Here is a 19,133-nt window from a genome sequence, read left to right as displayed (position 1 = left end):
GATTTCCCTTCGGCAGCAAGCCAGACCCACTCGATCGTGCACACGATGAGCGACAGTCGCCGGCTCACCTACCCGCCCCAGGGCAATCAGGGGCGGGCATACCCGATCCCGCGCCAGCATCCGAGCACCGACACGTAGCGTACCCGGCGCAGCCTAACAAGATCTCGGCAACCTTACAACATCGTGTTAGGCTTACGTCAAGCTCCCTGGGAGGCTGTGGCATGAATGCGGACGGACTGGCCGAGATCGTTGTCTCGCTTCGCCGGATCGGTCGAGATGACACAGGTCTTGAGGTCAAACTGGCGTCAACCGACAAGTTGCCTAGTGAGACTAGTCAAACACTATGCGCATTCGCGAACACTCCGGGCGGCGGCACCCTGATCTTGGGCCTCGACGAGGCACGCGGATTCGCGGCGACTGGGTGCGAGCATGCCGCGAAACTCGCCGCCGACATCGCGGGACTGTGTCGGGACGGCCTCGTTCCGCCGCTCATGCCTCTGATCAGCCTTCCGGAGTTCGAGGACAGGACCCTTGTCGTCGCCGAGGTGCCGGAGCTCGACCCGGCGGACAAGCCCTGTTATCTCCGGGGTAAAGGGCAGCCTAACGGCTCGTACATCCGCATCTCGGATGGTGATCATCGACTTACGTCGTACGAAGTAAGTCAACTGCTGATCAATCGAGGCCAGCCGGTTTTCGACATGGAACCCGTCGAAGAAGCAAGCAGAGTCGATCTGCACGACGAACTCGTCGCGGACTATCTGCGGGACCTTCGCCGGTCCCGACCGACCTTGGCCCGCCGGGACGACGAAGATCTACTTCGCCGGTGCGGAGTGCTGGTAAGAAGTGCACTGGATGATCAGAGGCTCGTGCCGTCGCTGGGTGGGCTGCTTGCGCTGGGCCGGGATCCACAGGGTTTCGACTCACTACGCGGATGCGCGATCACGGTGACCGCGTACCCTACGCCACGCAAGGGCGAGCCCGGTCCAGACGGCCAGCGATTCCTGGACGACAAGATTCTTGAAGGCCCGGCGCCGATTCTTCTCGCAGCGGTTTTTGACGTCCTGCACGCCCGCATGAGCCGGCGCGGAATAGTGGCGGGGATTGGCAGAGAAGATCACTGGGAGTATCCGCTGGAGGCGCTTCGGGAGATCTTGGTCAACGCCGTAGCCCACCGCGATTACAGTCCAATGTCCCGGGGGACGCGCATCCATGTAGAGATGTACCCCGATCGCCTTGAGGTAATTTCACCGGGCGGGCTCTTCGGGCCCGTCAGCATCGATCGGCTGGGAGACGAGAGCATCGCGTCTGCTCGTAACCGGGTGCTCGTCGACATGCTCGAGAATGTTCGTTTCCACCGCGATCGAAGGGCCCTGTGCGAGGGGCGGGCGACCGGTATCCCCACAGTTCTAAACAGCCTGCGTCAGGCTGGGCTCGTGCCCCCCAGGTTCAAGGACAACATCAGCGACTTCCGAGTCATCATGCCAAACAGGACCTTGCTCGACGAGAGCACCCAGGCATGGCTGTACTCGCTGGGTCAGCCGGGCATCTCCCCGACACAGGAGATGGCCCTCGCGGTACTTCGGAGTGGCCGGGCGCTGACGAGCGACGAGTACCGCATCGAACTCGCGGTAGACAGCAAGGTCGCTCGTCGAGAGCTGGGGGATCTTGTCCAACGAGGTCTGGTCAGAATGGTCAACCAGCGCCGATGGGCAAGGTACGTCCTTGACGACGCGGCCGAGGATCCACACCCGACGCCTTTCTCTGCACTCCTTGAGCACGAGCCGCGACACCACCGCGCGAAGGCCGCCCGCAACAGGGAGACTCGTGCATCCGCCACACGGAAACAACGTGTTCTGGAACTCCTGGCCGTCGAGTCGCCCCTGACCCGCACGGAGATCGCCGTCCGCCTTTCCTTGGGCGATCGGCAGGTTAGTTATGAGCTGACCAAGCTGATCGCCGAGGGACTGGTCGCCAGAACAACCGCAGCCTACAGCGACCCTAATGCCGCGTATCGCCTCACGAGCCCGCCGGTATGAATTCCACGCCATTTCTCGGAGCCGACTGGTCCCAACCCAGGTCGCGACCTCGACGTGCGCTCGATCCGAACCAAGGTCACGAACTGCCTCCAGCGCGGGTACGAGGTCCGTGTCTCGACTGAACAGAATGCCGACGTCAAAGGCGCCCTCACAGGCCAGACGAACGAAGTCGACTGCCAGAGCAACGTCGATGCCCTTCTCCTGGGCAGCGCCCACCGGCCAGTCCCTCGGATACCGAAGCTGTCGCCGGATCACCGACACGAGCGGATGCCGCGCCCACGTGCTGGCCTATCGGTCATTGGCGCGAGCGGCCTCCGGCTGGCGGTCCGGGCTTGGACGACCGCGGTAGACACGGATGTCCGTCAGCACGCCGTCAAGACGACGCCCGGCGCAGATCCGCTCCGAAAGCCGTACCGGATCGATATGCCCGCGCGACCGGGACGTCTCGAGTGGTTGGAAGACTTTGATCGCGGATAAGGTAGACATTTTGATAGTCGACGAAGACCGCGACTCGTGGAGTCATGACGGAGCCGATCTAGAAAAAACCCCGCCAGTCCCGTGGGACGGCGGGGAAAAAGTGGGTTCACTTTAGGCACCCGACGTTCAGCGTGTGAAACGCGGCAAGAGGCAGATCACGCCGAGGAGACAGTCCTCCTCAGATGCCACCCGCCATATCCGATCGAACACTCTCCGCATTCAGATCAAGACAGATCGTCCAGCTTCGTTCCTTGTTTCCGAACCTCGCTGGTCCAGAACCATCCCGATCAGCAGGGCCAACGGGTCTCGCGTCAGCAACTCGTCCGCCTCGTTGATCTGGCTCAGATGCAAGCCCACGCCTTCACCGTAGCCCGTGCCAGCCGCGCGGTTGGACGCCGCGTCTGAACGCGGGCGCCACCCGTGCGGAACCAGGACCTACCGCGGCAGATCGGTACCGGGGTCCGACAGCTTGGGCGCGAGGACTGTCTGGTGCTGCGCCATCAGCTCCCGCGTCCGGTCCTCGTCCGGCATGACGCCGGTCCGGGCAACGTGTTCGGCGACGCTGGCGAAGTACTCCTCGTAGCCGCTGGGGGTAAGAATGGCGACGTACCGGGCTGACTCGTCGAAGGGATTGCTGAAGCCGTGCGCCAGACGCCGGCTGGCGAACACCGTCTCGCCGGGGACGGCTGTGTGGAAGCCGTCGCCGACGCGGAACCGCATCCGACCTTCGAGAACCACGAACGTCTCGTCGTGGCCGTCGTGAACATGGGCGGCGGGCCCAGCCAGCCGTGGGCCCATGCGGCCCTCCAGGACAGTCACGCGACCGAGGGTGTCGCCGGCTGTGACCTTGACGAGCATCGACCAGTTCGGCAGGTCAATCCGGAAGCCGTCGTCGCGGCCCCGGGCGAAGCCACGAACAGCCTGCTGGTGCTGCGCGCGGGGGAGACTGGTCTCGAACGTCACGCACACACGCTATGCATTGCAACAACCGCACCGTCGGAACGCCCCACGCGGCCCCGGACAGCACAGCCCGCGAGTCTGCCCTGACTACCCGCCCGATGGTTAGCGAATGTGCTGGCCTAGGACGATCCCGATCAGGAGCGCCAACGGATGGACGGTCGCGCGGCTGGTGGTCTGGGCTGACTCGGCCACTCATGGTGACCGTGACCCACGGAGGCGATCTTAAATGGCAGCGCGCCCGCCCGCGGCGCGACGTCACTTTGACGCTAGAATGACGTCATGGATCGGACCGAGGCAACCACGACCAACCTCACCGTCCGGGCACTCCCGGCACGGGTGCGCGCCACTCTGACCACCCGCGCGAAGGCGCGGCGGCAGTCGCTGAACGCCTACCTGCTCGACGTGCTCAGCCGCGAGGCGAGCACGCCGACCATGGACGAGGTGCTTGCCGACATCGACAATGCCCGCCCTTGCGCCGGGCTCACCACGGACGACGCGGTCGCCGCCGTACGCGCGGTCCGTGATGCACAGGAGAAACGGTGGGGCTGATCGTCGTCGATGCTTCCCTGATCGTCGATCTGCTCACCGGAGACGACAGTCCTCGACGTAAGGCGGCGAGGGATCGAATGGCCGGTGGCGACGCCCCCTACGCCCCCGCACACCTGGACATCGAGGTCATCTCGGCGCTTCGCGGCCTTGCCCGACGTACGAGCCGGCTGGCCGGGCACGCCCCGATACTCGTCGCCAACCTGCTCCGCCTGCCGATCCGTCGCGAACTGCTCAGCGGGCCGACCGCTGCGCGCGTGTGGGAACTGCGCGAAAATATGACGGCCTACGACGCAGGTTACGTCGCGCTTGCAGAGCAGCTTGACGCCGTCCTGCTCACCTGCGACGCCAAGTACGCCGCCACGACCGGCCTACGCTGCGCCATCGAACTCATCACCTAGCCGGCCCGGCTCAGGGCAACGACTTCGACCACCGCCAACAGGTACAAGCCGCACGCTCGTCAGTGGCCGAACCTTGATCGCCCACTCCATGCTTACGACATGTGCCGGTCCAGGACCACGCCGATGAGGAGCGCAAGCGGGCCGTTGGTCAGCAGCTCGTCCGCCTCAGCGATCTGGCTCAGCTACAGGCCCACCTCACCACCGTAGCGGTGGGTCATACGAACGGAACGACGGCTGTCGAACAGACCGCAGCCGGCCGGAGGGGCGTAGAGCCGACGACCCTCGCCAGGCCATCATTCCAGAGCCGCCGCAATCAAGCATGTGTGGTGAGGGAGTCCAGCACGGGCGGCGGGACGGCACCCGGAGCGGCCGATCCGAGTATGTCGGCCAGGACACGCCGGGGCGCGCCCTTCCCGGTCAGGGCAGCAGCCTGGATACGGTCGAGCCGGAACCCGCGTGAGGCGCGCCGTACGCGGCACCATGCCAGGAGGTACCACCGGCCCTGGGCGGTAAGCAGGCCGATCGGTTCCACTTCGCGCTCGGAAGCCTGCTCGTTCGCATCCAGATAGCTCAACCACAGCACCTCGCATTCGGTAACGGCCCTCTCGACCGCAGCGCGCACCGTCGGGTCAATACGGGAGGGCATGGCGACTATCTGGGCAGCAAGGTCATGCGCCGCGATCGAGACCTGACCCGACAGCGATGCGGCTATCTTCCGCATCGCGCCGCGGGCGCCGTCGGAGAACGGTGCCGAGCTTTCCGCGGCGGCCAGCGCCGCGGCCACCGCGAGGGCTTCACGGGAAGTGAAATTGATAGGCGGCAGAGTCATCGCCGAGTCGATATACCAGCCGCCGCCGCGCCCGCTCGCGCTGTAGATGGGTACTCCGGTCTCGGTCATTGCCTTCAGGTCGCGTTGGACGGTGCGTTCGCTGACCTCCAGCCGCCGCGCGAGCGTCGACACCGTCAGAGGACGCGGTGCTGCTGCGCGCAACTCCTCCACCAGCGCATAGAGACGATCGGTCCGTGTCACGTCAAAAAAGCTACCTCACACCTGCGACAGGAACTCGTCATGTCTGCGCAGCTCCTGTTCGGTAACGGTGAGCGGGAAAAGGGTGAACCCGTGCATCGCCCCGGCCACGACCTCCAATTCGACGGGAACGCAGGCGGCCCGCCAACGCGCGGCCAGGAACAACGAGTCGTCCAGCAACGGGTCCGCCGTCCCGACGACAATCCGCGCCGCCGGCATTCCCGACAGGTCGGCGTACAGTGGCGACAGCTCCGGGTCACGCCGCTGTTCGGGTGACCAGTCGGGGAGGAACGCCTCGTAGGCCGTCCGAAGCGAGTCGGTGTTGGTCAGTAGCGGGCGTGCTCCGAACAGCCGCTGGCTCGGCGTCATCGACAGATCGAAGGGGCCGAATGTCAGGTGGACCGCTCGGAACGCATTCGTGATCGCGTGCCGGTCCCGAAGCCGTAGCAGGCTGGTCAGCGACAGATGGGCGCCGGCGGACTCGCCGCCTATGAGAAGACGATCGGTGCCGAACTCCGTCACGGCGTTACGTGTCAGCCACAGCGCCGCACGCTCGCAGTCATCCAGCGCCGCGGGGAACGGGTGCTCGGGGGCGAGGCGGTAGTCGACGCTGAGCACGGCGAGCCGCGCGGTACGGGCGAGGTCCCACAACCGCTCGTCCTGCCCATCGGCCGAGCCGAACATCCAGCCGCCGCCATGCATATGCAGGTATACGCCCTCGACCACTCTCGGGACCAAGACCCGCAGCTTCACACGTGCCCCGTCGACCTCAACATCCCGGTCGTGCGCCTCAGCCAGACGCACCGGCGGCGTGTCGCCGCCCAGTCGATTGCGCCGCAGAGCCGCCAGCATCACGGCATCCGGTCGCCTCGCCCGGTCAGGACGGGACTTCGCCTTGGCCTCGAATGCGGCGTTGAACGCTGCGGTTTCGGCGAGGCAGTCAAGCCCGGTCGTGGCGACATCATCGGGACAAGGGCCGGCGGGATGCGCGGTAGCGACGTGTGTCATGCCTCGATCGTGGTCGAGGACGGCGACAATGTACTGTCACCTTTGGAAGGTGATCCGCGTCACTCATCCGCCGGCAACTGTCTTCGTACCGGACCACGGCGGCACACCGCGTCAGCGCGCCAGCCCACTCCATGCTTGCGGCATCGGCTGGTCCAGAACCATCCCAATCAGCAGGGCGAGCGGATCGTTGGTCAGCAGCTCGTCCGCCTCGTCAATCTGGCTCAAATGCAGGCGCACGCCTTCGCCGTAGCCTTGCCCGACTCTGGGCAGCCGCCTGACCACCATCCCTGGCTCGTCGAGCCATCACGGGGCGGAACCGAGATCGCGATGGGGACGCCCTCGGCGGGGCCAGAGCGTCACGCTTGACCACTTCGGTCCACGCTCTCAGTCCAGGCGGCTCGTGGCGAGATCGACCCAACTATCGACGTCATCCGCGGCGAAATGCCGGATAGCCCAGTCCATCATTCGCAGGCTCAGGTGCGCCCATGCCGGCCTGACGACATCGTCGGGCAGCGCGTCGATGATCTCGTCGAGACGCTCGACCACACCCGGATCGGCCGTCTTCGGGTGAACGCCAACGCGGAGAACAACCAGATCAGGACAGCGGTCACCGCGGCCAGCGCCGTCCCAGTCGACAACGCCGGTCACCTGCCCGTCGGCGGCGAGGACGTTGCCGGGGTGGAAATCGCCGTGCACAGCGTCCTCACCGGTCAGACCGTCGGGGTATGCGTCCGCCACGGCAACGATCCACCTTTCCAGAGCGGCGGTACGCCGGCTGTGACGCCATAACGGTTCGTGCAGGCAGTACCCCGGACCATCGTGCCCGAGGTGGAGCTGAACCGCCCGCGCGTCCGGCCGTTGTGAGAGGACGCCAACCTGAAGGCCGTTCAATTCCAGCAGTTGGTCCAGGAGCCGGTGCGTGAGATAGTCGATCTTCTGGTCGGACGCGCATTCCTGGACGAGAGCGACAGCCCGTCCGATCTGAACCGCCAGTTCAGTCGTGGGAGCCGGGTACCCGACGGTCCGTAGCGCCTCGATGACGGTCAAGGGACCGGCCCGCAGGTCTGCCAGGCTGATGTCCGGTTGCCAGGTGAGCACGGCTCGATGACCGTCGGGCCAGCGTACGTACGCTGCGCTGACCTGACCTCCCGGGCACGGGCCCTCCACGCGAAGACGACGGCCGGTCTTCGCGGCGATCGCCTCGACGATGCCTTCGGCATCCAGCCGTTCGGCGCGTGGCCACTGCGGCGTGGATGAGGTCACGAGAGCGGGAGAAGCGTGCCGCCGATGCCGCCGCCGATCGTGAACGTAATCGGGCGCGAATGGTCGCCGAAGCGCTCACTAGGGCCGGCATCACTCCGGACGAGAGATACTACGGAGCTGTGCCGACCAGAACCACTGTGTTCGGGCGCATCAAAAGTGTCGAGGATCCTGCACGCGACAGATCCGGGTGGCTGATTGAGGTCTTAAGAGCGCCCGGGAACGATAATATTTTCGCTGCGAACATACGTTACGGCAGATGGTCTCCTTACGGCAGAGGGGGCAGGGGCAAACCGACCCCAGGCCATCCTGCGCTGCCCATGCCGGTTACAACTCCCGGTATCGATATTCCGACCAGGGAAGAAACGATCTACGCTTATCCCCCGGCCCGCCTCAGGTGAGCAGAGTTCGAAGCTTCTCGGCATCAATGCCGGCCTGGCGCAGGATCGAGGCCAGGGTACCTACGGCGAGCTCACGGTGGAGTGGCACGATCACGGTGCGAGCCGCATCCTTGTGCCGAAGCTTGCAGTGCGAACCCCTGGTAGCCACCTCGTCAAAGCCGGCACGATGCAGCGCCCGGACGACCTCCGGACCTGAGACTCTGGGCAGCGCCGGTGTCACGCTGACAGACGGACGTCCACGGGCGCGACGATCGGCCCGTCAACAGTGATCGCGGGGAGCGGCTCGTCCTCGAAGTACAACTCCAGGGCCTCCCGCAGGTTCGCCAGCGACTCCTCCACACCGCATCCCTGGCTGGTCACCTCGACCTCCAGAGCCCGCGACACGTACCAGTCGCCTTCGTGCGTGACGATGGCGGTCAGCCGGACAGCTCGCTCCATGGAGATCAGCTTAGTCGCATCCCACACACATCGCGAGGCCTCCGCCGTGGACACGACCTCCGCCTGACATGATCTTAACATTCTCACTCCATGGTTACGACATGTACTAGTCCAGAAGCATCCCGATCAGCAGGGCGAACGGATCGTTGGGCAGCAGCTCAGCCGCCTCGTCGAGCTGATTCAGGCGCAGACTCACCCTCGTACCGTGGCCCGCGTCGGTGGACGGTTGCACTCCGCATCTACTACGCCATACGATGCATCATATGGCGAGACAAGGACGAGACGAGGACGGGCTGGCCCGCTTTGGTGAGCCCGGGATGCTGGTGCTGCTGTCACTGAGCGACGGCGCGAAGCACGGGTACGCGATCACTACTGACATTCAGGAGCAGACCGGGGTCCGACTGGGTCCTGGCACGCTGTATGGCTCACTGACCAAGCTGGTCGAACGCGGCCTGATCGCCGCGCTGCCCAGCGAGGAACGGCGCCGTCCCTACGAGATCACCACGGCGGGACGGGCCGCGCTGGCCACCCAACTCGCGACCTGGTCCCGGGTCGTGCAGACGGGACGCACCCGGCTGGCCCAGGCATGAGACGTCTCCTGCTGGCGATGCACCCCCGACGGTGGCGTGCCCGCTACGGTGAGGAGTTCGCCGCCCTCCTCGACGACACGGGGTTGAGCGTTGCCGTCATCCTTGACGTCCTGCACCACGCGATCGGGCTGCAGCTGCGCGCCCGCCCGCTGCTCGTCCGGGTGGCCGCCGCCGTCTGCACGACCGCGGCCATCGAAATCATCGCGGTACGCACCGGGCTGACCGACAACATCCTGTGGGCACCGTCCACCGCGCTACGGGCGCTGGCGCTGGTCGCGGCCCTGACTCCCGGTGCCCTACTAGCCAGCCCCGTCGTGCGGCGCCGAGTCCTCGACCGCGGGCGCGGCACTCCGTGACAGGGCTGGTCGTCGCAGGTCTGGTCGCGGCGGGCCTGATCGTGGTCGGGCTGGCCTGCGCACGCCGGCCCCCACCCGCACCGAGCCGCGGGTGGGGTACCCGACTGCGGCGTGGCGTCATCCGCGGCATCGTGGTCGCGATCGGCGCATTCGCCGTCGTGCGAGCCGGATTCGTGATCGCCGCCGACGACCTCAGTCATCCCGAGACCTATCGAAACGACTGGGGCGGCCCGCACTACATCGGGGTCATGGCCATCCACGTCGGCCCGGCAGTTCTTGTCACGTTAGCCGCGTTGGTTCGCTGCGGTGGAGGACTACTTGGTCGGGGATGTCCACGGCGACCAGATCGGTGTGAGTGAAGTCCGCGCCCTTGAACAACAGCGGCTCCCGCCTCTGCGCCGCCAGCGCATACGCAAAGCAGTCTCCGAAATTCAACCGGGCGGGGCTGCCGCTGCCCCGCCCGAAGTCGCGGTATGCCTGCCGAGCAATGCTGGCCTGCGCTGCGGTGACGGCGACCACGTCTATGCCCGCTACCATCACGAGTTCGTCGAACCTTCGGCTCGCGACTGGATCACGAACCGAGTCCACGACGACGGCAGCCTCCACATAGTTGACGGCCGACATCGCCGGCCGGTTCGCCGCAACGAGTGCAGCAGCATAACGAGCCGCGTCGGGTTCGGCCCGAATGACGGCGACAAGCGCAGAGGAGTCGACGATCACGTCGGCAACCCACGTTCGTCATAAAGATCATCAATGCTCAGGCCCGACGCGGACACAACGGCAGCAATCTGACGGCCGATGGCCACAATGCGGGCGGCTCGTTGCTCAGCGCCCTCACGATCGGCACGCATTCGGTCGAGGCGCTCACGAACAGCAACAGTCACAGCGGTGGTGATGCTCTCCCCGGTCAACTCGGCGAGCTCGCGACTGAGTCGTTGCGTTTCGTCGTTTTTGATGTTCAGCGCCATCGAACCTTCTTCCACCATGGAAGCTCAGATCTCCACCATGGTACCCGGATCTCGGGACGTGCCATGGCGCATCCCGTCCGGCGTCGGACTCAACGTGTTCAGCCGCGAGGCGAGTACTCCGACCATGGACGAGGTGCTCACCGACATCGACAACGCCCGCCCGTGCGCCGGGCTCACCACGGACGATGCGGTCGCAGCCGTCCGCACAGTCCGTGATGCGCCATCGAACTGATTATTCAGACATATCCTGGAAGGCCGTCATTGTCGGCAACCGGTACCAGCGCTGCATCCTGATTCGTCGCCACCAGCGCTGGCGTGCCCATATCTGCCGGGGTCAGGAGGCCCAGGCATGCTCCCGCCGGCCCATCGACACCGCGACGTCCGGTGCACAGGAACGATATTCGACATCGCGACGCCATACCGTCATCCGGCAGCGTCCCGCCTCGATGGTCCACGTCCGACGGTCGCATCTGTCCTCGACCTGCACCGGCTGTGGCGTGCGGGGTTCCATGGCCCGCAGATGCGCCCATGCGTGGGCCGGACCCCACTCGGGGAAGGTGGCGACGAGCTCGCCGTCTCCGTCAAAGACCAGAAACCGGCGTCCGATCATCGACTTACCTGTGTCCACCTGATCTCCCCCCATCACACCCATATCAACATCTCACCCTTCGAAGTAGAACACGGACTTAAAGTGATCCCAAAGACAGCATGGACCGGGCGGACAACCCCCGCAAGAGCAGCTGTGACCGTGTCACCACAGAACGCGCAACCCCATCCGATAGGAGTGATGAGACAGTGGCATTATGTAGCAATAGACCATGCTAAGGAGGACCAATGGGAACCAACAGTGGTCCGACTGTCCGGCGACGGCGACTCGGCGCCGAACTCCGCCGGCTCCGCGAGGGGGCCGGCGTGTCAGTCGAGCAGGCGTGCGAACTCCTCCGCTGCTCCGTTTCAAAGATCAGCAGAATGGAGAACGGCCGCGTGCCCGTCCGGACGCGCGACGTCCACGATCTCCTGCAGCTCTACGGCGTAACGGACGACGCTCAGCGCGAGGCGTTCCTCGCGCTTGCCCGCGAGTCCCGTAAACGTGGCTGGTGGCATACCTACCACGATGTCGTTCCACCCTGGTTCGAGATCTACATCGGACTCGAAGGGGACGCCTCCTCGATAAGCGTGTATGAGGCGCAGCTCGTCCACGGTCTGTTGCAGACGGCGGAGTACGCCCGGCATGTCATCCGTGCCGACAACCCGGAGATCGCGGATGAGGATGTCGAACGCAGGGTCGCGCTCCGGCTCGACCGGCAGAATCGCCTCACGCACGAGAGCCCACCTCGACTGTGGGTCGTCCTCGACGAGGCGGTGTTGCACCGCCCGGTTGGCGGCACGGCCGTGATGCGCGTCCAACTCGAACATCTCATCAAGCGAGCGGAACTACCCAACGTCACCATTCAGGTCGTACCCTTCACCGCGGGTGCCCACGCGGGAATGGGCAGTACGTTCGCGATCCTCGGCTTTCCGGACCCGACAGACCACGACGTGGTCTATATCGAGGAGGCGACCGGGAGCCTCTATCTTGAACGAGCGGCGGAAATTCGGCACTACCGACTGAAGACCGACTACCTGTTGGCCGCCGCGCTCCGCCCCGACCAGTCCCTTGAGATGATAGCCAGAGTGACGGAGGAAATGAAATGACTGAACACACCAGGTCGGCCAGTCTCACCATCGATGCCGAGACCGCCGATTGGCGCAAGAGCAGTTACAGCAATGGTGCCGGCGGCATGTGTGTCGAGGTTGCCGTAGCTGACGGGGGCATCTTCGTCCGCGATTCGAAGAACCCGTCCGGGCCGGTCCTGGCCTTCACCGGCGGCGAATGGGATGCGTTCCTCGCCGGCGCCAGGGACGGCGAGTTCGACCGGGCCTGAGCGGCCGGAAAATTTGATCACAGTGACATTTGATCACAACTTTGCCGCACACCTTCAGATTCTCTGAGAACTGAGAGTAACACAGTGGCCACCAGGTAACTACGGATGCCGATTACTACCGGTGCCGGTTACTACAGGTAGCGGTCGGGGTCGAACGGGGCACCTACCGTCCGGCCCCGAACCGTCGCGCAGCAGCACCGGCTCGCAGCGACACCACCGTGCCGCTGACATGACCGACACGGTCACTGCGAGGGCACGTACGACGACCTCGCGAAAAAGCCCTTGCGATCGGGCCGGCGACAGCGCACTCTGTAGAGGTCCGCTCGGGTCACAGTTATTTCCCTGTTGTCTTCCTGGTCAACGTTGTCTTCTGGTCGACGTCGGGCTCTTGGTCGACGTCGGGTGAAGATTCCGATCATCTTGTCGGGTGCTGGTGCCCGCCGTCGCCGTAGGGAGCGAAGCCGCTATGTACGCCATCGCCTGGGCAGAGGCCCGAAGGTCGGGGCGTGCCGGGCTCCCCCTGCATCCGAGCCTCCGATCCAGCCGGGCCCGTCGATCACGCGCTGGCGGAACATAGGCGATCGATCGCTTCACGGGCAGGGATTACCAACCCCATCGACCCGGGAGCCCCCTGATCCATCTCACGCCTGACGCACGCCAGGCTGGCTTTTCGTCGTCCTGTTCCTGCACAACGGGAGGTGATCAGCGTGGCCACTGCCACGACGAACCTGCTCAACACCCCGCTTGAGGACCCGCGCACCGAGCGGGTGCGCCGCAACGCTCTCGCGGCGTACGTCGACGGAAAGATCAGTTTTGCCCAGGCGAACTCCCGGGTCCGCAAGGCGATGGAACGGTTCGGGCCATGACCTCCGCCAGCCAGGCCAAGGGCACTCCAACCCAGAGGCTCAGACCAGGTGGAGGTACCGGTTGCTGATACCGACGGATATGCGCTGACCCCAGGCCAGCGTCAACGTGTCTGTCTCGATGCCGTCGCCGAAGACAACCATCCGCTCGGACTCAGCAAAGAGCTCAAGGCGCGCCGAACCAGTGATCATCCCTTCGGTGCGGCTCGTGCCGGTAGCGGGTGACGGCCATGCCTCCCGGACGAACCACACCAGCACCCGCGCCTCCGGGTTCGGAAGACCGAGGCCACTGACGCGTTCCTGCCACACCGATCGGCACCAGCCGGTTGAACCGGTCCCGGTCCCGATGAGCAGACCCGACGATGCTTGTCGCTCGGTGCTCTGACCGTCGGGACCGGGCGCCCGCAGCACATAGCGCGCAGTCTGGTGCCCGATGTCCCCGACATAGAGCTCGTTGAGGGCCACCAGTCGCTGGCCGTCGTCGAGCACTGCTTCCGCCATGGTCAACCGCCTGACCACGTCATCTGCATCGGTGCTGCCACTGCCTCGGCGCGCTGCACCAGAGCGGTCCGCCTCGATCTGGCGCAGGAGCCCACCGATGTCCCGCGGCCGGTAGCGGACCAGGACGCCGGGGTTGCGGCCCGGTTCAGGGTCGACGCCCACCACCGGCTGGGTTTCGACGTATTTCGCCACGTTGGCGACCAAGCCATCCTGGCCGACGCAGACGATGATGTCGTCCGCGGCGAACATGAATCGGTCGAGGTCGCGACGTTCGACCTCCCCCCGCCGCCAGTCCGGCGGGATGGCTGCCGCGACCACCCGACGGGCATCGCGATGGGCCGCGTGGCGTGCCTCGACCTCGGCCAGGTCGCGGTCCCTGTTGGCGAGGAAGAACGCGGCCTGGCCCCGGGTGCCATGGCGGTCGAGCAGTTCGGAGTATTCGGTGCGGCGGTGGACGACCACCACCCGTGGCGCGAGGGTCATCACCAGTCCCCATCGTTCACCGACGCCGGTGGCGCCGGTGGCGCCGGTGCCACCGGTGCCACCGGTCCGCCTGAGCCAGCCGGGAGCTGTTGTGCGACAACTGGCACGGCCGACCCGGCGAGCTTGGCGACGAGTGCCGTGACAAGGTCCGGAGTTATCGTCAACGTGTTGATGCTGGGCAGGTTCCCCGCGAGGTCCCGAACAGCCAGGGCGATCACAGCCGACCTGTCGAGGTCCCGCAGAGCCGCGACGCGCGCGGTGTCCGCCTCGCCCTGGGCCGTGCCGACCAGCCGGGTGGCCTCGGCCTTTGCTGCCGCGCTGACCCGGGTACGCTCTGCCGCGGCGTCAGCGGCAATGCGTTCGGCCGCTGCTTTCTGGGTGACCCGCAGGTTGTCGTTGGCACCCCGCTGTGCGACGAGCTGCTCCTCTCGACGAGCCAGTTCGATCTGGTTCTGCATCTCGGCCTCGGCAATCCGGCGTTCCTGCTCCACCGCGACCGCTCGACGACCGTACGTCGCGCGGTCTGCATCGGTCTGGACCTGCTCACGGGTGGGCGTCCGCAACGCCTTCTCCATGTCGGCCTCCGGCCGGACGGCGATGACTCTGACACCCACGACCGTGATTCCGGTCTCGGTGAGCCTCGGATCGCCGACGAGACCGTCGAGAATACGCGCTCGCACCGCCGGAACACCGCTGACCAGCGCATCGGTCAAGACCGTCCGAGCGAGCAGCTCAAAGGCGTGTTGCTGGGCGGTCTCGGTGATCAGGCCAGCGAGCTGCTCGAGCGGCGCGGCTCGCCAGGTGCCGGTGTCAGGATCGATTCCGAAGTCCAGGCGGCTTGCCGCGACGGCCGGGTCGGCGATCCGGAAGGTCACCGTCGCCTGCACCGCGATGTCCTGAAAGTCACGGGTAGGCGCGTGGAACAGCAGCGGTAACTCCCGGTCGTCCAGCGGGATCTCGCTGATCACGGCTGTCCGCGGGCGGTACCAAAAAGTCTGGCCGATCCCCTCGTGGACCACCCGTCCGCGGCGCAGGTGCTGGATGTGCGCGGTAGGCGCGCCACGCAGGTGACGCAGGAACAGCGCCTTCGATATGTCTGCCACCGTCGCGGCTCCTCACTCACTTTTTATCGTCATATCGACGATAACCGGTTGAGCGAGTTTTCGTCAACCTGACGAGATAGGCTGAATGAGTGGCTACTGAAAGTACCCAGGACTACTACTCTTTGTTTGCGGTGACGGTCGATCTGAGCATCTTGACGGTCCGCCAGGACGTGCTGTGCGCGCTCGTCGTGGAGCGTGGCATCGAGCCCTACCGGGGGCAGTGGGCGCTACCCGGAGGATTCGTTCGTCCCCATGAGGACCTGGCGGCCGCCGCCCGCCGGGAGCTCGACGAGGAAACCGGTCTTGCGAACCTACCCGGGCACCTTGAGCAGCTGGCCACCTACGGTGCACCCGGCCGTGACCCGCGGACACGCGTGATCACCGTCGCCTACCTCGCCATGGCCCCCGACCTGCCGGTGCCGGTGGCGGGAACGGACGCTACGGCTTCCCGGTGGGCGCCAGTGGACGACCTGCTCGCCAATGACGACTCGCTCGCGTTCGACCACGGGCGCATCCTGGCCGACGGGGTGGAACGGGCTCGTGCAAAGATCGAATATACACCGCTGGCAACGGCGTTCTGCCCGCCCGAGTTCACCGTGGCGGATCTTCGCCAGATCTACGAAACAGTTTGGGGGGTCCGACTCGACCCGCGCAATTTCCACCGCAAGGTAACGGGCACCCCGGGCTTCCTGCTCCGAACAGGACGGACGACCAGGCGCGACAGCGGTCGGCCGGCCGAGCTCTTCCGGCGCGGCCCGGCCGGCATTCTGCACCCAGCCATGCTGCGCCCAACACCGGATTCAACCCGAAACAACCATTGAAATCGGGCTCCTGGGTAAAATCGTCGCCCCGGTTCGACAGCCGAACGAAAGATCCAAAATGGACTCTACGGCGGTGAGATGGAGCGGGGTGGCCGGCAGCCCGGGTGATCGGGGGGGTGAACCCGAACGGCCGGCCACCTCTCACTCTGCGGTCTGGGCAGTGAAAACACGGAATGGAATCGCCGCGGGCCGGCTGGTGGTGTGACCGCGGTGACGAACTCGCCCGTCCGGCACCCATCGACCCGGGCTGGGCTGGTACGTCACCGCCGAAACCGAACCCTGGCGGGAACAACGTCTACCGGACGGACTCACGACCGTAGAGGGCTGGCCGCGACGGCTCCACGGCTTCCGGTAAAAGCCCGAGTGCGACGGCTGTCATGTGATGGAAATCGATAAGCGATGCCATCGGCTCCTGCCGAACCAGGGCCTGCGTTATGTAGGCCGAGAGTCCCTGGACTCCAACGCGGCTCACCAGATGCTCCACCAGATCCACAGGAAGTGTCACCGGCACTACCTGGTAGGGGCCACCCACTCCGTCCGAATACACGTTGCGCCACCCCCGCATGTCGCTTGCGGCCATTGCCTCAACGCCTGACTACAACCCGTCCCAATTACCGCTACCCTAATTACAGACGGTTATGAAAAACATGCCCACGACAACAACCATACTCGGATAATCCGCACATACAATAGCCGAAGACAACAAGTCTTCCCTCTGGTCGGGCAACCAGCACGCCCAGACCATCAAATATCGACGATAAAAACACAACAACACCCACCGGCGTGACGTCGTCCAGCGACATCGTGTACCGGCATCCCGTCAGACCGAGGCCAGGGCCTGGCCCTGGCCCTGGCCCTCAGACCGTCGCGGACTCCCGCGCGACGCTTGCGGCCCGGTCCCGTCCAAGACCGAAGATTCCGATCGCGACCAGCCCCAACGAGACGACAAACGCCACCAGCTGCGGCCCCTCAGGTGCCGACTCGTCGAAGAGGGTCAGGCCGAGCATCACCGGCAGAAAGGCCGAGACCCCGCTGGTGACGGGAAACGCGATCACAGCGGCCCGACCCTGCAGGCCCCGCTGTTCCAGACCCAGAGCAAGGACGGAGAAGGCGATCAGCACATAGGGGGTCGGTGTCCACAGCAGCCCGGTCAACTCATGGTCGTCCAGATAAAGACCGATCTGACGGGTCGCCAGCGTTGCGATCGCATAGCCGACCCCAGCCGATAATCCGAACAGCAGAGCCGCCTGCGCGATCCGCTCCCTGTGCCCCGCCCGGTTGGCCAGCCACGCCCCGACCGCGGTGAACGTCAGTCCGAAGGCCAGGAACAAAGCCAGATCGTGATTGCTCGCCGGGGTACCGACCTGGGCCCCGCGGCTGAAGGCGAGTGCCAGCAGGCCGATTCCCGCGACCATGCACGCCATCCCACGCCAGCCGACCCGGCTGATCCGTTCTCCCAGAAACCGCCGGGCCAACAACGAGAACACCACCATGTCGCCCGCCATGAGCGGAGCGACAAGGGCAACCGGTGCCACCGAAAGCGCGACTACCTCCAGCAGGAACGACCCCGCTTCGACGGCGAGTCCGAGCAACCACAGCGGTCGCAGTACGAGACGTAGCAGCAGGCCAAGCCCCAGCCCACCACCGGGTGGGGCCTGGCGTGCCGCAACGGCCTGGATGAGTGGGGCCATCCCGTACAGCGCCGCCGACACAATGGCGACCGGGATGCCGATGACGAGCGCGTCGCTCACACGTCTTCCAGGAACCGGTTCGTGCTCGCACCCGTTCTCATACTGTGCGGGATCAGAACGTCACCAACCATTGGCCAGCTCAACCTGACTGAGCGCGCCGTCGAATGCCTGCTCCCATGCCTCCGGCGTCCCGACCACGCGCACCGATGGTGGTTTGGTGCGGTCGAGGGCCGCCAAGACTGAACGGCGCAAGGATGCCGCATCGGCGGAGGTGACGTCCGCCCGACCCCGGTCGAGCTCCAGCTGCAGGTTGTCCCGGCCGTGGCCGGGCACGACGTCCAACAGCAGCAGATCACGACCGATGACCCGTGCCTCGCTACAGGTGTCACCCGACGATGTGACAACAAGATCACTCGCTGCCATCAATTCGGGAATCCGGTCGGTAAAACCGAACGGGACGACCTGCGGGTGCGTGTTCGCGAGTTCTCGCAGACGACCAGCGAGCGAGACGTTGCGGCCAGCGACCGCGAGTACCCAGACGCCGGCCTCGGCAAGCGCCCGAGCGCCCTCGACCAGCGGCCCGAGGCCCCAGGAACCCGACATCAACAGCACACACCGTGCATCCGCGGGGATCTCGAGTGCCTCGCGGGCCGTCTCCTGTGTCGGTGGATCGTAGAACGGCTGACGAACCGGCGTCGGTACCACGGCGATCCTCGCCTCCGGGTGGAAGCGCCGGACGAACCGTGCCGCCGTGTTCGAGGTGACCAGGTACAGGTCGGTGTTCTCATGCACCCACAGCCGGTGCACGCAGACATCCGTGCAGAAAACCGCGGTCACCATTCGGGAATGTTCGGACTTGACCCTGCTGGCCGCGGCAGCCCCGGTGGCGAAGATTGACACCAACAGCTCCACTGACTGGTCGCGCAGTTCCATCCGGAGCTTGGGTACGAGAAAACGCGACGAAGCAGCCTCGATCGCCTTCGACAGCCCGCCGCCGGGACGCATCTGTGAGAAGTGCACAGCGTCATACAGCCCGGGGACGGCCAGCATCCCGCGAAAGACGCCCTCACCCGCCGACCCGGCCCGTCCGCCCATCATGCGCAGGGAGTCCAAGGTGCGGGTGGAGAATCCACGCAGGGCCAACGAGTGCGCACATGCCTGGGCCATGACGTCATGGCCCATCCCGAGCGAACCCGAGAGTAGAAGCGCCCGCCGGTCAGGCTGTCCTCCCCCGTTCGTCGGGGACTCCGCCGACCCGTCCGCGTGATCGCCCGTCAT

General features: G+C 65.6%; 23 protein-coding genes and 2 pseudogenes. 10 read left to right on the top strand and 15 right to left on the bottom strand.

The annotated features are described in order from the left end of the window. Nucleotides 1–221 precede the first annotated feature (221 nt). On the top strand, nucleotides 222–2,036 hold the full coding sequence (locus U9978_RS01105) for an ATP-binding protein (protein ID WP_322759126.1): 1,815 nt from the start codon (nucleotides 222–224) through the stop codon (nucleotides 2,034–2,036). Between the two features lie 126 nt (nucleotides 2,037–2,162). Here U9978_RS01105 and U9978_RS01100 read toward each other — a convergent pair. Together U9978_RS01100 and U9978_RS01095 are read right to left on the bottom strand one after the other, a co-directional pair. Further along, a pseudogene (locus U9978_RS01100) lies at nucleotides 2,163–2,252 on the bottom strand (NYN domain-containing protein); the annotation flags it as partial. Between the two features lie 696 nt (nucleotides 2,253–2,948). Then, a complete protein-coding gene (locus tag U9978_RS01095) occupies nucleotides 2,949–3,476 on the bottom strand; it encodes a cupin domain-containing protein (protein ID WP_322759125.1) in 528 nt (175 codons plus the stop codon). 276 nt (nucleotides 3,477–3,752) lie between these two features. Here U9978_RS01095 and U9978_RS01090 point away from each other — a divergent pair, with 276 nt between their 5' ends. Together U9978_RS01090 and U9978_RS01085 are read left to right on the top strand one after the other, a co-directional pair. Next, entirely contained in the window at nucleotides 3,753–4,022 is a 270-nt protein-coding gene (locus U9978_RS01090; protein WP_322759124.1) for a hypothetical protein, read from the top strand. Further along, nucleotides 4,013–4,420, top strand: a complete 408-nt coding sequence (locus tag U9978_RS01085) for a type II toxin-antitoxin system VapC family toxin (RefSeq protein ID WP_322759123.1) — start codon at nucleotides 4,013–4,015, stop codon at nucleotides 4,418–4,420. The genes U9978_RS01090 and U9978_RS01085 overlap by 10 nt, the downstream gene beginning before the upstream one ends. A 313-nt stretch (nucleotides 4,421–4,733) precedes the next feature. On the opposite strand, the gene U9978_RS01080 is transcribed toward U9978_RS01085, so the two are convergent. The 6 genes and pseudogenes from U9978_RS01080 to U9978_RS01055 all read right to left on the bottom strand — a co-directional run bounded on the left by U9978_RS01080 (nucleotide 4,734) and on the right by U9978_RS01055 (nucleotide 8,554). Then, nucleotides 4,734–5,450: a helix-turn-helix transcriptional regulator gene (locus U9978_RS01080; RefSeq protein ID WP_322759122.1), complete on the bottom strand. Its 717-nt coding sequence runs from the start codon at nucleotides 5,448–5,450 to the stop codon at nucleotides 4,734–4,736. A 15-nt stretch (nucleotides 5,451–5,465) separates the two neighbouring features. After that, nucleotides 5,466–6,455 (bottom strand): alpha/beta hydrolase fold domain-containing protein, encoded by a 990-nt coding sequence (locus tag U9978_RS01075; protein ID WP_322759121.1) that lies wholly within the window; start codon nucleotides 6,453–6,455, stop codon nucleotides 5,466–5,468. A 138-nt stretch (nucleotides 6,456–6,593) separates the two neighbouring features. Continuing rightward, a pseudogene (locus tag U9978_RS01070) lies at nucleotides 6,594–6,692 on the bottom strand (Fe-S cluster assembly protein HesB); the annotation flags it as partial. A 147-nt stretch (nucleotides 6,693–6,839) separates the two neighbouring features. Continuing rightward, entirely contained in the window at nucleotides 6,840–7,718 is an 879-nt protein-coding gene (locus U9978_RS01065) for a phosphotransferase (protein ID WP_322759120.1), read from the bottom strand. A 390-nt stretch (nucleotides 7,719–8,108) separates the two neighbouring features. Further along, complete coding sequence (locus U9978_RS01060; RefSeq protein WP_322759119.1) at nucleotides 8,109–8,336, bottom strand: type II toxin-antitoxin system HicA family toxin; 228 nt, start codon at nucleotides 8,334–8,336, stop codon at nucleotides 8,109–8,111. Then, on the bottom strand, nucleotides 8,333–8,554 hold the full coding sequence (locus U9978_RS01055; protein WP_322759118.1) for a type II toxin-antitoxin system HicB family antitoxin: 222 nt from the start codon (nucleotides 8,552–8,554) through the stop codon (nucleotides 8,333–8,335). The genes U9978_RS01060 and U9978_RS01055 overlap by 4 nt, the downstream gene beginning before the upstream one ends. Nucleotides 8,555–8,817: 263 nt before the next feature. Between U9978_RS01055 and U9978_RS01050 the strand changes: the two genes are divergently transcribed. Continuing rightward, complete coding sequence (locus U9978_RS01050) at nucleotides 8,818–9,144, top strand: PadR family transcriptional regulator (protein WP_322759117.1); 327 nt, start codon at nucleotides 8,818–8,820, stop codon at nucleotides 9,142–9,144. Next, on the top strand, nucleotides 9,141–9,500 hold the full coding sequence (locus U9978_RS01045; RefSeq protein WP_322759116.1) for a hypothetical protein: 360 nt from the start codon (nucleotides 9,141–9,143) through the stop codon (nucleotides 9,498–9,500). Before U9978_RS01050 ends, U9978_RS01045 begins: the two co-directional genes overlap by 4 nt. 279 nt (nucleotides 9,501–9,779) lie before the next feature. On the opposite strand, the gene U9978_RS01040 is transcribed toward U9978_RS01045, so the two are convergent. Further along, nucleotides 9,780–10,220, bottom strand: a complete 441-nt coding sequence (locus U9978_RS01040; RefSeq protein ID WP_322759115.1) for a type II toxin-antitoxin system VapC family toxin — start codon at nucleotides 10,218–10,220, stop codon at nucleotides 9,780–9,782. Continuing rightward, on the bottom strand, nucleotides 10,217–10,468 hold the full coding sequence (locus U9978_RS01035; protein WP_322759114.1) for a type II toxin-antitoxin system VapB family antitoxin: 252 nt from the start codon (nucleotides 10,466–10,468) through the stop codon (nucleotides 10,217–10,219). The genes U9978_RS01040 and U9978_RS01035 overlap by 4 nt, the downstream gene beginning before the upstream one ends. Nucleotides 10,469–10,526: 58 nt before the next feature. Here U9978_RS01035 and U9978_RS01030 point away from each other — a divergent pair, with 58 nt between their 5' ends. Next, nucleotides 10,527–10,700, top strand: coding sequence for a hypothetical protein (locus U9978_RS01030; protein WP_322759113.1), 174 nt, complete (start codon nucleotides 10,527–10,529; stop codon nucleotides 10,698–10,700). 102 nt (nucleotides 10,701–10,802) lie between these two features. Here U9978_RS01030 and U9978_RS01025 read toward each other — a convergent pair whose 3' ends face one another. Then, on the bottom strand, nucleotides 10,803–11,096 hold the full coding sequence (locus U9978_RS01025; protein ID WP_322759112.1) for a hypothetical protein: 294 nt from the start codon (nucleotides 11,094–11,096) through the stop codon (nucleotides 10,803–10,805). 206 nt (nucleotides 11,097–11,302) lie between these two features. On the opposite strand from U9978_RS01025, the gene U9978_RS01020 reads away from it, so the two are divergent. From U9978_RS01020 to U9978_RS01010, 3 genes are all read left to right on the top strand, one after another. Further along, entirely contained in the window at nucleotides 11,303–12,163 is an 861-nt protein-coding gene (locus U9978_RS01020; RefSeq protein ID WP_322759111.1) for a helix-turn-helix transcriptional regulator, read from the top strand. Next, complete coding sequence (locus tag U9978_RS01015) at nucleotides 12,160–12,393, top strand: DUF397 domain-containing protein (RefSeq protein ID WP_322759110.1); 234 nt, start codon at nucleotides 12,160–12,162, stop codon at nucleotides 12,391–12,393. Before U9978_RS01020 ends, U9978_RS01015 begins: the two co-directional genes overlap by 4 nt. Nucleotides 12,394–13,100: 707 nt before the next feature. Further along, nucleotides 13,101–13,259: a hypothetical protein gene (locus U9978_RS01010; protein ID WP_322759109.1), complete on the top strand. Its 159-nt coding sequence runs from the start codon at nucleotides 13,101–13,103 to the stop codon at nucleotides 13,257–13,259. A gap of 39 nt (nucleotides 13,260–13,298) precedes the next feature. Here U9978_RS01010 and U9978_RS01005 read toward each other — a convergent pair whose 3' ends face one another. After that, nucleotides 13,299–14,240, bottom strand: a complete 942-nt coding sequence (locus tag U9978_RS01005; protein ID WP_322759108.1) for a hypothetical protein — start codon at nucleotides 14,238–14,240, stop codon at nucleotides 13,299–13,301. Next, a complete protein-coding gene (locus U9978_RS01000) occupies nucleotides 14,240–15,343 on the bottom strand; it encodes an SPFH domain-containing protein (RefSeq protein WP_322759107.1) in 1,104 nt (367 codons plus the stop codon). Before U9978_RS01000 ends, U9978_RS01005 begins: the two co-directional genes overlap by 1 nt. An 89-nt stretch (nucleotides 15,344–15,432) precedes the next feature. Here U9978_RS01000 and U9978_RS00995 point away from each other — a divergent pair, with 89 nt between their 5' ends. Then, nucleotides 15,433–16,164 carry an NUDIX hydrolase gene (locus U9978_RS00995; RefSeq protein ID WP_322759106.1) on the top strand — a complete coding sequence of 244 codons (732 nt, stop codon included), beginning with the start codon at nucleotides 15,433–15,435 and terminating at the stop codon, nucleotides 16,162–16,164. Nucleotides 16,165–17,021: 857 nt separating this feature from the next. On the opposite strand, the gene U9978_RS00990 is transcribed toward U9978_RS00995, so the two are convergent. Together U9978_RS00990 and U9978_RS00985 are read right to left on the bottom strand one after the other, a co-directional pair. After that, nucleotides 17,022–17,915 (bottom strand): hypothetical protein, encoded by an 894-nt coding sequence (locus U9978_RS00990; RefSeq protein WP_322759105.1) that lies wholly within the window; start codon nucleotides 17,913–17,915, stop codon nucleotides 17,022–17,024. Nucleotides 17,916–17,975: 60 nt separating this feature from the next. Then, the gene (locus tag U9978_RS00985; RefSeq protein ID WP_322759104.1) at nucleotides 17,976–19,133 is read right to left on the bottom strand and encodes an MGDG synthase family glycosyltransferase; all 1,158 of its coding nucleotides are present in this window, start codon (nucleotides 19,131–19,133) and stop codon (nucleotides 17,976–17,978) included.

Source organism: Protofrankia sp. Cr2 (assembly GCF_963555885.1).
GTDB lineage: Bacteria > Actinomycetota > Actinomycetes > Frankiales > Frankiaceae > Protofrankia.
Note: the sequence above shows the minus strand (reverse complement) of the source record. Positions and strands in the feature narration are given on the sequence as shown.

Bases quoted from the DNA above. Each gene is read 5' to 3' on its own strand.
- U9978_RS01105 (WP_322759126.1), top strand. From the start codon at position 222: ATGAATGCGGACGGACTGGCCGAGATCGTTGTCTCGCTTCGCCGGATC.
- U9978_RS01090 (WP_322759124.1), top strand. From the start codon at position 3,753: ATGGATCGGACCGAGGCAACCACGACCAACCTCACCGTCCGGGCACTC.
- U9978_RS01075 (WP_322759121.1), bottom strand. From the start codon at position 6,455: ATGACACACGTCGCTACCGCGCATCCCGCCGGCCCTTGTCCCGATGAT.
- U9978_RS01055 (WP_322759118.1), bottom strand. From the start codon at position 8,554: ATGGAGCGAGCTGTCCGGCTGACCGCCATCGTCACGCACGAAGGCGAC.
- U9978_RS01050 (WP_322759117.1), top strand. From the start codon at position 8,818: ATGGCGAGACAAGGACGAGACGAGGACGGGCTGGCCCGCTTTGGTGAG.
- U9978_RS01045 (WP_322759116.1), top strand. From the start codon at position 9,141: ATGAGACGTCTCCTGCTGGCGATGCACCCCCGACGGTGGCGTGCCCGC.
- U9978_RS01035 (WP_322759114.1), bottom strand. From the start codon at position 10,468: ATGGCGCTGAACATCAAAAACGACGAAACGCAACGACTCAGTCGCGAG.
- U9978_RS01020 (WP_322759111.1), top strand. From the start codon at position 11,303: ATGGGAACCAACAGTGGTCCGACTGTCCGGCGACGGCGACTCGGCGCC.
- U9978_RS01015 (WP_322759110.1), top strand. From the start codon at position 12,160: ATGACTGAACACACCAGGTCGGCCAGTCTCACCATCGATGCCGAGACC.
- U9978_RS01005 (WP_322759108.1), bottom strand. From the start codon at position 14,240: ATGACCCTCGCGCCACGGGTGGTGGTCGTCCACCGCCGCACCGAATAC.
- U9978_RS00985 (WP_322759104.1), bottom strand. From the start codon at position 19,133: ATGACGGGCGATCACGCGGACGGGTCGGCGGAGTCCCCGACGAACGGG.